Source organism: Thermodesulfobacteriota bacterium, from assembly GCA_040758155.1.
Lineage (GTDB): Bacteria > Desulfobacterota > Deferrimicrobia > Deferrimicrobiales > Deferrimicrobiaceae > UBA2219.
Genome location: JBFLWB010000131.1, coordinates 45,817 through 58,540 on the forward strand (window position 1 = coordinate 45,817; position 12,724 = coordinate 58,540).

Consider the following 12,724-nt stretch of genomic DNA (forward strand, 5'->3'; position numbering starts at 1 on the left):
ACCACCGAGAAGATGTAGTCGGTGTGCATCTCGGGGAGGTAGAAGAGCTTCTGCTTCCCCGCGCCCACGCCGGTGCCGAGGAGCCCGCCGTTGGAAAACGCGATCAGCGACTGCACCACCTGGTACCCTCCGGCCTGCGCCTGCGAGAACGGGTCGAGGAACGCCTGCAGCCTCGCCATGCGGTACGGTTTGGCCGCGATCAGCGCCGCGGCGCCCGCGACCCCCGCGACTCCCGCCAGCGCCAGGTACTTCCACGGGAATCCCGCGAGGAACACGACCGCCAGAAACGAGGTCAGGATCACGACGACCATCCCGAAGTCCGGCTCCTTCAATATCGCCGCGACGAAGATCCCCATCACGGCGAGCATGGGAGCGAACGCCCGGATCCCCTCTTTCGGATTCTCCCCCTTCCGGTCGATCGCGTACGCGGCGTAGGCGAGCAGGACGAACTTCGCCAGCTCGGAGGGCTGGAAGTGGAAGAACTTCAGGTTGATCCACCGGGACGCGCCGTTCGCCGCGTGCCGGATGCCGGGGACGAACACCAGGAGCAGCAGCGCGAAGGTGCCCGCCAGAATCGGGAGAATGTTGCGCCGGTAGACGTCGTAGTCCTTCCGCGACAGGTAGGCGGCGAGCGATACGCCCGCCAGGAGGAACAGGATCTGCCGCTTGAGGAAGTAGGCGGGATCCTGCCCGAACCGGTCGGACGAGCCCGCCATGACGTTCGTCGCGCTGTAGATCATCAGGAGCCCCAGGACGGTCAGCGCCAGGGTGCACAGCGCGAGGACCATGGTCTCGTGGCGCTTCCCGATCTTCATTCCGGAAGCTCCAAAACCGCCCGGCGGAACGCCTCGCCGCGCTCCTCGAAATTGCGGAACATGTCGAAGCTGGAGCAGGCGGGCGAGAAGACGACGACGTCTCCCGCGCGCGCCGCCGCGGCGGCGGCCCGCACGGCCTCCGCGAGCGTGCCGGCGGTGACGATCGGCGCCGCCCCCGCGAGCTCCCCGGCCATCCGGGCGCGCGCCTCCCCCAGGAGCACCACCGCCCGCGCCTTGCGGGAGAGCGGCCCGCGCAGGGGACGGAAATCCACCCCCTTGTCCTTCCCCCCCGCCACCAGGACCACCGGTTCCGGGAACCCCTCGAGGGCCGCCAGGACCGCGCCGACGTTGGTCCCCTTCGAGTCGTTGTAGTACGAGACGCCCCGCAGCGTCCGCACGAACTCCACGCGGTGCGGGAGGCCGGGGAACTCCGAAAGCTCCGCCAGGACGTCCTCGCGGGAGACCCCCATCTCCCGGGCGACGCAGATCGCCGCCAGCGCGTTCTCCACGTTCTGGAGCCCGCGGATCCGCATCGCGCCCCGCGGGTACCGCTCCTCCCCGGCCGGCGTCTTGTACACCATCTCGTCCCCCGCCAGGAAGGCGCCCTCCGGCAGCTCCCGGGAAACGGAGAACGGGACCTTGCGCGCCCGGACCGCAGCGGCCCGCGAGACGACCTCCGGGTCGTCGGCGTTGATCACCGCCGCGTCGCCCGAACCCTGGTTGCGGAAGACCGCCGTCTTGGCCTCCGCGTATTGCGCGAAGCCGTCGTAGCGGTCCCGGTGGTCCTCCGTGATGTTCAGCAGCGCGGCCACCGCCGGCCGGAACTCCCCGATCGACTCGAGCTGGAAGCTGGAGACCTCCACCACGCCCCAGTCGAACGGTTCCCCGGCGGCGGCGACGAACGGCGTGCCGAGGTTCCCCCCGACGAACACGCGCCCGAACGATCGGGCGGCCATCCCGCCGACCAGCGTCGTGACGGTGGACTTTCCGTTCGTGCCCGTGATCGCGGCCACCCGGCCGCGGAACCGCCGGTATCCCAGCTCCAGCTCGCCCCACACCGGCACCCCCGCAGCCGCGAGCGCGGAAAGCGGCAGCTTCCGCCGCGGCACGCCCGGCGACAGGACGACCAGCGCCGTCCCGGAGATGTCCGACTCCTCCAACATTCCCTGCCGGAAGCAGACGCCGGCCGGGACCGGCTCCCCGAGCGATATCTCCACGGCCTCCCGCGGCCGGTCGTCCAGCAGCAGTACCTTCGCCCCCTCGCCCGCAAGGAGGCGCGCGGACAGCAGCCCGGACCGCCCCGCCCCGACGACCGCCGCTATTTTCCCCGAAAGGTTCTCCATGCTCACCGGATCTTCAGCGTGCTGATCGCCAGCAGCGCCAGGATGATCGATATGATCCAGAACCGGACGATGATCTTGGGCTCAGCCCACCCCTTCAGCTCGAAGTGGTGGTGGAGCGGCGCCATCCGGAAGATCCGTTTCCTCCGGGTCTTGTAGGATGTCACCTGGAAGATGACGGACAGCGCCTCGATGACGAAGATCCCGCCCACCAGCGCCAGCACGATCTCCTGCTTCACCATCACGGCCACGACGCCCAGCGCGCCGCCCAGGGAGAGCGATCCCGTATCGCCCATGAACACCTGCGCCGGGTACGCGTTGTACCAGAGGAACCCGAGCCCCGCGCCGGCCAGGGCGCCGCAGAAGATCGTCAGCTCCCCCACGCCGGGCACGTACTGGATCTGCAGGTAGTTGGCGATCTTCACGTTCCCCGCCAGGTAGGCGAAGAGCATGTAGGTGGAGGCGGAGATGACGGACGGCCCGATCGCCAGCCCGTCCAGCCCGTCGGTCAGGTTCACCGCGTTCGACGCCCCCACGATCACGAAGACGATGAAGGGGATATAAAGGAAGCCGAGGTCGGGCTGGAGGTTCTTGAAGAACGGGATGGTCACCGTGTCGTCGATCCCGATGTCCATGTAGATGAGCCCCGCCGCCAGGACCGCCAGGGAGAACTGCAAGAGGAGCTTCCTCCGGGGGCTCAAGCCCTTCGTGTCCTTCTTGATGACCTTCCGGTAGTCGTCGACGAACCCGATCGCGCCGAACCCCACCGTCACCAGGACCGCGATCCAGATGTAGGGGCTCGTGAGGTTCGCCCACAGCAGCGTCGGGATGACGGCCGCCAGGACGATGAGCACCCCTCCCATCGTCGGGGTCCCCTCCTTGACGAGGTGGCTCTCCGGCCCGTCCCTCCGGATGGTCTGCCCGATCTGCCGCTCGTGGAGGACCCGGATCAGCCACGGCCCGATCAGGAACGAGATCAACAGCGCGGTGATCGCCGCGTAGATCGTCCGGAACGTGATGTAGCGGAACACGTTGAAGAACGTGTAGTCCGCGTGGAGCGGGAACAGGAGGTGATAGAGCATCCCTTAGGCCCAGTCCTCCCGGATGTCGGACGCCACCGCATCCAGCCGCATCCCTCTCGATCCTTTCACCAGGACCGCGTCTCCCTCCGACAGGAAGCTCCGGAGCGCCGCCCGGAGCGCCTCCCGGTCCGCGTACTCCGCGACGGCCGAGACGTCCATCCCCCCCTCGCGGGCGCCGCGGGCCGCGTAGGCGGCCTGCGCGCCGAGGGCGAACAGCCGTTCGACCTTCAGGTGCGCCATCAGGTGGCCGATGCGGAAGTGGGAAGCCGGGGAACTCTCCCCAAGCTCGAGCATGTCCCCGAAAACGACCACGGTCCTCCGCCCGCGCGACAGGGAAGCCAGCGAGCGCAGCGCCGCCTCGGTGGACGCGGGGTTCGCGTTGTAGCTGTCGTCCAGCAGGAGCCCTCCCCCGCGCAGCGGCACGGCCTGGAAGCGTCCCGGCCCGGAGGCGAAGCCGGCGAGCCCCTCCTCCATCTCTCCGGGGCGCATTCCCAGGGTGAACGCCACCGCCGTCGCGGCCACGGCGTTCATGAGGTGGTGCTCTCCCGAGACGCCGACGGAGGACGAGAACTCGCCCGCCGGGGTCCGGACGGCGATCCGCATCCCGGTGTCGGTCATCGACAGGATCCGCCCGCTGAAATCGTTCATCGGAACGCCGTAGAAGATCTTCTCGGCGGAGCAGCGGGCCGCTTCCCGGACGACGCGCAGGTCGGTGGCGTTGACCACCGCGGTGCCGTCCGCGGGCAGGGCGCGGAAGAGGTCCCCCTTCTCGCGCGCGATCCCTTCCATGCTGCCGAGCCCCGCAAGGTGGGCGGGGGCGATGTTCGTGATCAGGGCGATGTCCGGCGCCGCGATCCCCGCCAGGCGGGCGATCTCCCCGGGCGCGTTGGTGCCCATCTCCAGGACCGCCGCCTCGTGCTCCTCCGAAAGGGCGAGGAGGGCGAGCGGCATCCCGATCAGGTTGTTCCGGTTCCCCGGATTGAACAGCACCTTCCGCGAGCGGGACAACAGGCAGGAGAGCATCTCCTTCGTCGTCGTCTTCCCCGAGCTGCCCGTGATGCCCGCCAGCGGGATCCGGCGGTGCCGGAGCCGATGCGCCCGGGCCAGGTCCCCCAGCGCCTCGACGGGATCGCGCACGACGAAGACGGGGCGGCTCCGCGCCAGCGCCGCCGGGACCTTCTTCGCGCCCGCCTCCGAGACGATCGCGGCGAGCGCCCCCTTCCCGAAGACCTCCTCCACGAAGTCCGCGCCGTCGGCCCGCTCCCCGGGGAGCGCGACGAAGACCGCCCCCGGCCGGACCTGCCGGCTGTCCGTCGTGACCTCGCCGATCGGGTCGGGCACGGAGAACCCCGACGCCTCCCGCAGCGGGTGGATCGCCCCGATCACCTCGGGGAGCGTCATCCTACCGCCCTGAGGCAAGCACATCCCGAACCGCCTGCCGGTCGTCGAACGGCAGGCGCCGGTCCCCGACGATCTGGACATCCTCGTGTCCTTTCCCGACGATCGCGACGGTGTCCCCCGCCTCCGCGAGGGACACGGCCGCCGCGATCGCCGCTTTCCGGTCTGTGATCTTCAGGAAATACCCGTCGTCCCATTCCACCGGCCCGCGCGCCTCCATGAGCCCCTCGGAGGTCAGCCCCGGCAGGATGTCGGCGATGATCGCCTCGGGGTCCTCGTTCCGCGGGTTGTCGGAGGTCACCACCACGACGTCGGAGCGCAGCGCGGCGACCCGGCCCATCACGGGCCGCTTCCCGCGGTCCCGGTTCCCCCCGCAGCCGAACACCGTGATGAGGCGGGAATCCGCGAGCCCCCGCAGCGTCGACAGCACCCGGTCCATCCCGTCCGGCGTGTGGGCGAAATCCACGTAGATGTGCAGCCCGCGGTCGTTTTCGACCGGCTCCAGCCGCCCCGGGATCGAGCGGACGGAGCCGATCCCCGCGACGATGGCATCCGGCGGCGTGGAGAGCAGCAGCGCGCCGGAGACGGCCGCCATGATGTTGGAGACGTTGTGCGCCCCGATCAGGGGGGACGACAGGGAGAGGCTCCCCTCCGGCGTCGCGAGCCGCATTCTGCACCCGTCCCACGACATCGACATCTCCAGCGGGAACACCTCCCACGACCGGGAGAACCCGAAGGTCAGCGCCGAGGGAAGCTCCTGCGCGAGCCGCTCCCCGTAGGGGTCGTCCCCGTTCAGCGCGATGCCCGCGCGCTTCCCGCCCGAAGGGAGGAACTCCCGGAAGAACCTCGCCTTGGCGCGGAAATACGATTCCATGTCGCCGTGGAAATCGAGATGGTCGCGGGTGAGGTTCGTGAAGATTCCCAGGTCGAAGCGGACCCCCTCGATCCGCCCCTGCGCGGCGCTGTGGGAGGACACCTCCATCACGAGGTCGGTGGCGCCCTCCTTCAGCGACTCCGCCATCAGCGCCTGCAGCTCGTGGGGAAACGGCGTCGTCAGTCCTTTCCGGAGGACCTTCCCGGCCGCCCGGTACTCGATCGTCCCGATGACCGCGGGCACCCTCCCGGCGGCCCGGAGGATCCCCTCCAGCAGGTACGAGACCGTCGTCTTCCCGTTCGTCCCGGTGATCCCGGCGACCCGCATCCGCGCCGAAGGGTCGCCGTAAAAGGCGACGGCGGTCCTCCACAGCGCTTCCGCCGTGGAGGGAACGCGGACGACCGGCAGGGGAGGCGAAGGGAGGTCCCGCTCCACGAGCGCCGCGGCGGCCCCCGCGCGCGCGGCGGCCTCGAGGAAGTCGTGGCCGTCGGTCCGGCTGCCGGGCAGCGCCACGAACAGGTCGCCCGGGCGGACGTCGCGCGAATCCACCCGGATGCCGCCGATCTCGATGCCGCCTTGGGAGGCGGGGACGGCGGGGATTCCCGCCGGGAGAAGATCCGCCAGCCTCAACGCTTCTCCCTGCCCGCGGAAGCCGTCACCGGCCCGCTCTCGGCGCGGAACCGCACCGAGCATTCCGCACCGGGGAAGAGGACGGCGCCGGGCGAAGGCGTCTGCTCCCGCGCGATGCCGCTTCCCGAGATGGACAGCCGGACCGGGAACCGGTTCATCATGTCCACGACCCTCCCCATGGAGAGGCCGGAGAGGTCCGGCATGATCATCTGGCCCGGGGAGGCCGCGGTGGACACCGGGATCACGGACGCCCCCGCGCGGACCGGCTGCGCGGGCTTCTCGATCTCCGCGGCCGCGACGGTCTCCGTAGGCTGGATGCCGAGGTAGTACGCGGTCTTCACGGCGATCTGGTTGAACGCCGGAGCGGCGACCACGCCGCCGTAGACCTGGCCGCGCGGCTCGTCGATCACCACGAGGATGAGCAGCTCCGGGTCCTGCAGCGGAAGGAAGCCGACAAAGGACGCGGTCCGCCGGGTGTCGGAGTACCGCCCCGTCCCGGGCTCCACCTTCTGCGCGGTCCCGGTCTTCCCGCCGACCAGGAACCCCTTGATCCGCGCCTGGGTGCCCGTGCCGTCCCCCTGGACCACGTCCCCCAGGATCTCCCGCATCCGGGCGGAGGTCCTGGGCGAAAGGACCCGGCGCAGCTCCCGGGGCTCTCCGCGGTACACCGGCGTACCCTCCGGGTCCCGGATCTCCCGCACGACGTACGGCTTCATCGCCTTTCCGCCGTTGACGACCGCGGCCATCCCCGCCGCGAGCTGCAGCGGCGTCACGGAGATCCCCTGGCCGAAGGAGACCGTGGCGCGGCGGATGCGGCTGTTGAAGGCGGCCCGGGAGGGGCTGATCCCCTGGACCTCCCCCTTCAGCTCGATGCCGGTGCGCGCCCCGAACCCGAAGGCGCGGATCATGTCGTAGAAACGGTCGCCGTCCATCCGGTCGTTGATCTTCGTGATCCCGATGTTGCTCGAGTACTTGAGGATGTCCCGCGCGTCGAGCCAGCCGTACTTGTGGGTGTCGTGGATCGTCCTTCCCGCGTAGGCGTACTTCCCGTTCTCGCAGAAGAACCGGTCCTCCGCCCCGATCGCGCCCAGCTCGAGCGCGGAGGCCAGGGTGAAGACCTTGAAGGTGGAGCCGGGCTCGAAGCTGTCCGTCAGCGGCTGGTTGCGCCGCGCCTCCGCGGGCGCGCCGTTCGGCGCGTTCGGGTTGAACGTCGGCGCCGTGGCCATCGCCAGGATCTCGCCGGTCTTCGGGGAGAGGACCAGCGCCATCCCGCCCCGGGCGCGGTACTTCGCCACGGAGGCCTGGAGCTCCCGCTCCGCGATGTGCTGGATGTTCCGGTCGATCGTGAGGGTCACGGAGTGCCCCTTCGAGTCCACGTCCACGGAGGCGCTCGCCGGTACGATGAGCCGCCCCCGGGCGTCGCGCTCGCAGAGGAGATGCGCGCGCTCGCCGCGCAGGTAGTTGTCCAGCGCCAGCTCGACCCCCTCGATCCCCGCGCAGTCGAGGTTGGTGAAGCCGAGGAGGGAGGCCGCGAGCTCCCGGTTGGGGTAGAACCGCTTCGGCTCCTCGACGGTCCCGATCCCATCGACGGCGCTCGCCTTCCCCCGGGCGCCCGGGTCGAGGGCGGCCAGCGCCTGCTTCACTTCGAGGACCGCCTCGTCCGCGGCGGTGGACGGCATCTGCCGGCGGACCCAGACGAAGCCCTTCTCCGACGCGAACAGTTTCCTCAGCTCCGACGCGGGGCGGGACACCCTCGGCGCGAGGAGCGCCGCGGCCTCCTTCGGGAATTTAAGCTTTCCCGGCTGCACGAAGATCGACTTCGTGGCGATGCTCACCGCCAGCTCGTTCCCCATCCGGTCGAGGATCGCGCCGCGCTTGGGGATCAGGGGGATGGAGGTCCCGTACTGCTTCGCGCTCCGCTCGCGGATCCCCTTCACCCCGAGGACCTGGATGTGGAAGGCCCGCAGGACGACGAGGATGTAGAGCGAAAGGAGGACCCCGAGGATGAAGCGCGCGCGGGAGGTCATCCTAGCGGATGACCCCTTCCATCCGGGGATCCACCATCCCGAGCTGGTTGCGCGCGATCGCGTCGATGCGCGACGGGCTCTTCAACGCAAGGATCTCGGTCCGGAGGACGTCCTTCTCCATCTGGAGCGTGCGCTTCTCGTCCAGCGCGGAGGAGACCCGGTATCCCGTCCGGATGTACTGGCCGGAAAGCCAGACGTTGAAAAGGCCGATCCCGAGCAGGAAGGCCAGCAGGAGAACGAATCCCTTGCGGCGGGGGACCGCGGGGATCGGCGGCGGCTCTCTCCGGATCTCCGAGATGATGTACACCCCGTTGCCCACAGTGATCTTCGTCGTCATGTCCCCTCCTCCTCCCCCGTCGTCCTGCATGCCGCCCGGAGCTTGGCGCTCCGCGCCCTCGGGTTCTCCCGCGCTTCCGTCTCCGTCGGGACGACCGGCTTGCGGGTCAGCAGCCGGATCGCCGCCGGGACGACTCCGCCTCCCTGCGCAGCCTTTCGGAACGCCGTCTTCACCATCCGGTCCTCGAGCGAATGGAAGCTGATCACCGCAACCCTTCCTCCCGGGGCGAGATGCTCCGGGAAGGCGTCGAGGAAGGCCCCGAGCGAGTCCAGCTCCCGGTTCACCGCGATCCGCAGCGCCTGGAACACCCGCGTCGCCGGATGGATGTCCCTGGGCCACGCCTTCCGCGGGATCGCGGAGGCGACCAGCCCCGCGAGCTCCGTGGTCGTCCGCACCGGCTCCCTCTCCCTCCGCTCCACGATCCTCCGCGCGATCCTGCGGGAGAACCGCTCCTCGCCGAACCGGTAGAACAGGTCGGCCAGCTCCTTCTCCCGCGCTTCGCGGAGGATCTTCTCCGCGGTCGGCCCGCCCCCCCCGGGGTCGCGCCGCATGTCGAGCGGCCCTTCCTCCCGGAACGTGAATCCCCGGGACGGGTCGTCGAGCTGGAGGGAGGAGATCCCGAGGTCGAGGAGCATCCCGTCGAACATCCTCCCGCCGGCCGCTTCCCGCAGCGCGTCGAAGTCGGAGAAATCCGACCGCACCGTCCGGACCCACGGAAACGGCGCCAGCAGCGAAGCCGCCGCCTCCAGCATCGAGGGATCCTCGTCCGCGCAGATCAGGAGCCCTTCCGGCCCGATCCTCCGGGCGATCTCCGCGGCGTGCCCCCCGGCCCCGGTCGTCCCGTCGAGGAAGACTTCGCCGGGAGCGGGCGCAAGCAGTCCCAACGTCTCCTGGAAAAGAACGGGGATGTGGCCGGTCGCCACGTATCAGATCCCGAGGGCGCCGATCTCCCGGGCGACGTCGGGATCCGCCAGCACTTCCTTCTCGAACCGCCCCATCTCCTGCTGCCACCGGGGAAGAGACCAGATCTCGAAGCGGTTGGGCATCCCCAGGATGACGACCTCCTTCTCCAGCCCGGCGTGCGCGCGCAGCGAAGGCGGGATGAGGATCCGTCCCTGCTTGTCGGGGACCGCCTCCACCGCGGCGCCGAGGAAGTACCGGACGAAGGAGTTTTTCTGCCGGTCGGTGCTCGGAACGAGGGAAAGCTTCTCTTCGATCCGCGCCCAGTCGTCCGCCGCGAAGGCGTAGAGGCAATCGTGGAAATTGGTGATGAAGAACGATTCCTGGCCGGATTCCAGAAGTCGTTCGCGGAAAGGAGCAGGGATGTTCACCCGGCCCTTGGGATCGATGGTATATTCGAAGCGCCCTCGGAAGATCACGGCGATCTTTACCCACCTTTCCCCACTATTACCCACTTGGGCACTATTCTACCGGGCGAAAAAGGGGTGTCAAGGCATTTCAAGGATTTTTTATATGGAATTTCTTTTTGGGGGAGAACGCGGATGCCAAGTAGAAGCGTCCGAGGGGGCCGTAAGCCGGGTTCTGTGCGCGGCGTAAAGAACGCCGCGGGGCGGCCATTTCTCTAAGGCGCGCGTCGCCGCGCGCCTTCAGCGGCCTGGACCCGAGGGCCTCGGGCGGGCAGCCCTCCCCCCGCGGACGAAAAACCGCCGCGGGATCGCCCTCCTATTCGGCCTTGCTCCGGGTGGGGTTTGCCGTGCCGCGGCGGTCGCCCGCCGCGCGGTGAGCTCTTACCTCACCATTTCACCCTTGCCGCCCGCCGGAAGCGGGAGGCGGTGTGTTTTCTGTGGCACTGTCCTCGGGGTCGCCCCCACCGGGCGTTACCCGGCACCCTGCCCTGCGGAGCCCGGACTTTCCTCCCGCCCCTTTCGGGGCCGGCGGCCGCCTGGCCTCCTCGGACGCTTTTCCGACTACCGATGCTGGTCGATCGCCAGGTTCGCGAGGGAATCCGCCTTCCGGTTCTCCTCGCGCCCTACATGCAGTATACGAACCCCCGGAAACGCGCGCAACCGGCGGCACGCTTCGAGGTACAGGGGGCGCAGATGCTGCGCCTTGACCCTGTATTCCCCGTTGAGCTGGCGCACGAGAAGCTCGGAATCGGAGTACACGGTGAGGGTCCCGCCGGCGGCGCTTCGCCCCGCCTCCTCGAGCGCCATCAGGAGGGCGCGGTATTCCGCGACGTTGTTCGTGGTCTCTCCGATGTACGCGCAGAGCTCCATCGGCGGCCGCCCGTCCCCGAACTCGACGACGGCGCCGATGCCGGCGGGGCCCGGGTTCCCCCGGCTCGCCCCGTCGATGCGCACGGTGACCGTCACTCGCCCGACGCCTTGTCTTCGGCCGCCACGTAGTAGAGGATGCGGTTGCAGTTCGGGCAGGTGTGGATCCGGTCCTCTCTCTGGAGCAGGTTGAAGAGCTGGGGGGAGATGTTCATGTGGCAGCCGGTGCAGGAATAGTTCGTCGCGGCGATGATGGCCAGCCCTTCCCTCCGCTCGAAGATCATCTCGAATCGGCGCACCAGCCCCGCGTCGAGCTTCGACGCCACCTGGCGCTTGCGGTCGAGGATCTTCGCGATGTCCTGGTCGAAGGAGCCCATCCGCGCCTCGATCTCGACCATCCGCTCCCGGTACTTCGCCGTCACCTCGTCGAGCTCGGCCTTCCGCTCGGCCAGCCGCTTCTCCGCCTCCTCGTGCTTCGAAAGGACGGCGAGGAGCTCCTCCTCCCGGGCGGTGTTGGTCCGCCGGGTCCCCTCGATCTCCTTGAGCATGGCGTAGTATTCCTTGTTGGTCTTGATCGCCATGAGCTTGACCTTCGCCTTGTCGACCTTCTCCTTCTCCTCCTCGATCTCCCGCTCCTTCTCCCGGCGCTGCTGCCGCAGCGCCTCGAACTCCTGGCTCGCGGAGAGGAACGCGGCCTCCCGCTCCTCGAAGAGGCTCTTCAGGTCCGCCACTTCGAGGGGGATCTTCCGCTTCTCCTCCTCGAGCCGCCTCGCCTGGCTCATGACTTCCTGCATCTCGATCAGGAACCTCACCTGCTCCATCAAGGCTTCATCCCTCCCCGGGATCCCCCGGCGGCACATGCCGCAGAGGCTCCATTTCGTTTATGACGCGGACCGTCAAGGTCCCGCGGAACCGCTCCAGGAGGACCCGCCGGAACTCCGGCAGGATCCATCGCTCCCCCGAGGCGTGGCCGATGTCCGCCAGCGGCATCCCCGCCGCCTCCGCCTCGAGCGCCTGGTGGTACTTCACGTCCCCCGTGACGAAGAGGTCGGCTCCGGAATCGACGGCGGCGCCGAGGAACTCCGCCCCGCTCCCTCCCACGACCGCCACGCGGCGCACCGTCTTCCGGCGGGGGCCGGCCGCCTTGATCCACGCGGGCTTGAGCCGCATCCGCACGGCGCGCAGCGCCTCGTCGAGCGTCGCCGGCGCCGGCAGCTCCCCCAGGGATCCGATCCCTCCCCCCAGCGCGCCGCCGCGCAGCGGGACGACGTCGATGGCGGGCTCCTCGTAGGGGTGGCGCGCCCGGACCGCCCGCAGCACCTGCGGCACCAGGCTTCCCGCCGCCACCGTCTCGATGCGTACCTCCTCCACGCGCTCCTCCCGGCCGGGAGCTCCGGCGCGCGGCGAGGTCCACGCGGCGCCTCGGTAGGTCCCCGTGCCGGCGCAGCGGAACGAGCACGACGCGTACCCGCCGATGCGCGCCGCCCCGGCGGAAGCGGCGGCCTCGAGAACGGCGTCCGCGTGCGGGGCGGGGACGAAGACGACGATCTTGCAGGCGTCGGAGGCCGGCTCCCCCGGGATCAGCGGCCGGATCCCCGACAGGCCGAGGCGGCGCGCCATCGCGTGCGAAACCCCGCGCGGCGCGGCGTCGGCGTTGGTGTGCGCGCAGATCGCGGAGACGCCCAGCCGCAGCAGCTCGAACGCCGCCGACGAAGCGGCACGATCGGGGCGGACGGCTTTCAGGGGGGAGAAGACGACGGGATGATGCGTGACCAGCAGGTCGGCCGGGCGCCGGCGCAGGGCCGAGAGCACCGCGGGCGACGCGGTGAGCGCGACCGCGACCGTCCGGACGGGGCGCCCCGGGTCTCCCAGGAGGATGCCGACGTTGTCCCAATCCGCGCCGTGAGCGAACGGATAATGGTCGTCGAGCGCCCGCCACACGTCCCTCACGGCGACGGGGGCCGGACTCATCCCCCCACCCTGCGCG

12 protein-coding genes and 1 other RNA gene are annotated in these 12,724 nt (G+C 69.8%); all 13 read right to left on the reverse strand.

What is annotated here, in order from left to right; genetic code table 11:
- Positions 1-815, reverse strand: an 815-nt coding sequence (locus tag AB1346_08480; protein ID MEW6720471.1) for an FtsW/RodA/SpoVE family cell cycle protein, incomplete at its 3' end; no start/stop codon positions are given.
- A complete protein-coding gene (gene murD, locus AB1346_08485; GenBank protein MEW6720472.1) occupies positions 812-2,158 on the reverse strand; it encodes a UDP-N-acetylmuramoyl-L-alanine--D-glutamate ligase in 1,347 nt (448 codons plus the stop codon). The genes AB1346_08480 and murD, both read right to left, overlap by 4 nt.
- 2 nt (positions 2,159-2,160) lie before the next feature.
- Positions 2,161-3,237 carry a phospho-N-acetylmuramoyl-pentapeptide-transferase gene (gene mraY, locus AB1346_08490; GenBank protein MEW6720473.1) on the reverse strand — a complete coding sequence of 359 codons (1,077 nt, stop codon included), beginning with the start codon at positions 3,235-3,237 and terminating at the stop codon, positions 2,161-2,163.
- 3 nt (positions 3,238-3,240) lie between these two features.
- The gene (murF, locus tag AB1346_08495) at positions 3,241-4,638 is read right to left on the reverse strand and encodes a UDP-N-acetylmuramoyl-tripeptide--D-alanyl-D-alanine ligase (GenBank protein ID MEW6720474.1); all 1,398 of its coding nucleotides are present in this window, start codon (positions 4,636-4,638) and stop codon (positions 3,241-3,243) included.
- A 1-nt stretch (position 4,639) separates the two neighbouring features.
- The gene (locus AB1346_08500) at positions 4,640-6,139 is read right to left on the reverse strand and encodes a UDP-N-acetylmuramoyl-L-alanyl-D-glutamate--2,6-diaminopimelate ligase (protein MEW6720475.1); all 1,500 of its coding nucleotides are present in this window, start codon (positions 6,137-6,139) and stop codon (positions 4,640-4,642) included.
- A complete protein-coding gene (locus AB1346_08505; GenBank protein ID MEW6720476.1) occupies positions 6,136-8,166 on the reverse strand; it encodes a penicillin-binding protein in 2,031 nt (676 codons plus the stop codon). Before AB1346_08505 ends, AB1346_08500 begins: the two co-directional genes overlap by 4 nt.
- Before the next feature lies 1 nt (position 8,167).
- Positions 8,168-8,503, reverse strand: coding sequence for a cell division protein FtsL (locus AB1346_08510; GenBank protein ID MEW6720477.1), 336 nt, complete (start codon positions 8,501-8,503; stop codon positions 8,168-8,170).
- Positions 8,500-9,426: a 16S rRNA (cytosine(1402)-N(4))-methyltransferase RsmH gene (gene rsmH, locus AB1346_08515; GenBank protein ID MEW6720478.1), complete on the reverse strand. Its 927-nt coding sequence runs from the start codon at positions 9,424-9,426 to the stop codon at positions 8,500-8,502. The genes AB1346_08510 and rsmH overlap by 4 nt, the downstream gene beginning before the upstream one ends.
- A gap of 3 nt (positions 9,427-9,429) precedes the next feature.
- Positions 9,430-9,882 carry a division/cell wall cluster transcriptional repressor MraZ gene (gene mraZ / locus AB1346_08520; GenBank protein MEW6720479.1) on the reverse strand — a complete coding sequence of 151 codons (453 nt, stop codon included), beginning with the start codon at positions 9,880-9,882 and terminating at the stop codon, positions 9,430-9,432.
- A gap of 137 nt (positions 9,883-10,019) precedes the next feature.
- Positions 10,020-10,418, reverse strand: an RNA gene (gene rnpB, locus AB1346_08525) — RNase P RNA component class A.
- A gap of 13 nt (positions 10,419-10,431) precedes the next feature.
- Positions 10,432-10,836: a ribonuclease HI family protein gene (locus AB1346_08530; GenBank protein ID MEW6720480.1), complete on the reverse strand. Its 405-nt coding sequence runs from the start codon at positions 10,834-10,836 to the stop codon at positions 10,432-10,434.
- Positions 10,833-11,558, reverse strand: coding sequence for a C4-type zinc ribbon domain-containing protein (locus tag AB1346_08535; protein MEW6720481.1), 726 nt, complete (start codon positions 11,556-11,558; stop codon positions 10,833-10,835). Before AB1346_08535 ends, AB1346_08530 begins: the two co-directional genes overlap by 4 nt.
- A gap of 7 nt (positions 11,559-11,565) precedes the next feature.
- Positions 11,566-12,708 carry a Nif3-like dinuclear metal center hexameric protein gene (locus AB1346_08540; GenBank protein ID MEW6720482.1) on the reverse strand — a complete coding sequence of 381 codons (1,143 nt, stop codon included), beginning with the start codon at positions 12,706-12,708 and terminating at the stop codon, positions 11,566-11,568.
- Positions 12,709-12,724 lie beyond the last annotated feature (16 nt).

Excerpts from the sequence above, each read along its gene's own strand:
- AB1346_08505 (MEW6720476.1), bottom strand. The coding sequence starts at position 8,166 with ATGACCTCCCGCGCGCGCTTCATCCTCGGGGTCCTCCTTTCGCTCTAC.
- AB1346_08510 (MEW6720477.1), bottom strand. The coding sequence starts at position 8,503 with ATGACGACGAAGATCACTGTGGGCAACGGGGTGTACATCATCTCGGAG.
- mraY (MEW6720473.1), bottom strand. The coding sequence starts at position 3,237 with ATGCTCTATCACCTCCTGTTCCCGCTCCACGCGGACTACACGTTCTTC.
- AB1346_08535 (MEW6720481.1), bottom strand. The coding sequence starts at position 11,558 with ATGGAGCAGGTGAGGTTCCTGATCGAGATGCAGGAAGTCATGAGCCAG.
- murF (MEW6720474.1), bottom strand. The coding sequence starts at position 4,638 with ATGACGCTCCCCGAGGTGATCGGGGCGATCCACCCGCTGCGGGAGGCG.
- AB1346_08540 (MEW6720482.1), bottom strand. The coding sequence starts at position 12,708 with ATGAGTCCGGCCCCCGTCGCCGTGAGGGACGTGTGGCGGGCGCTCGAC.
- murD (MEW6720472.1), bottom strand. The coding sequence starts at position 2,158 with ATGGAGAACCTTTCGGGGAAAATAGCGGCGGTCGTCGGGGCGGGGCGG.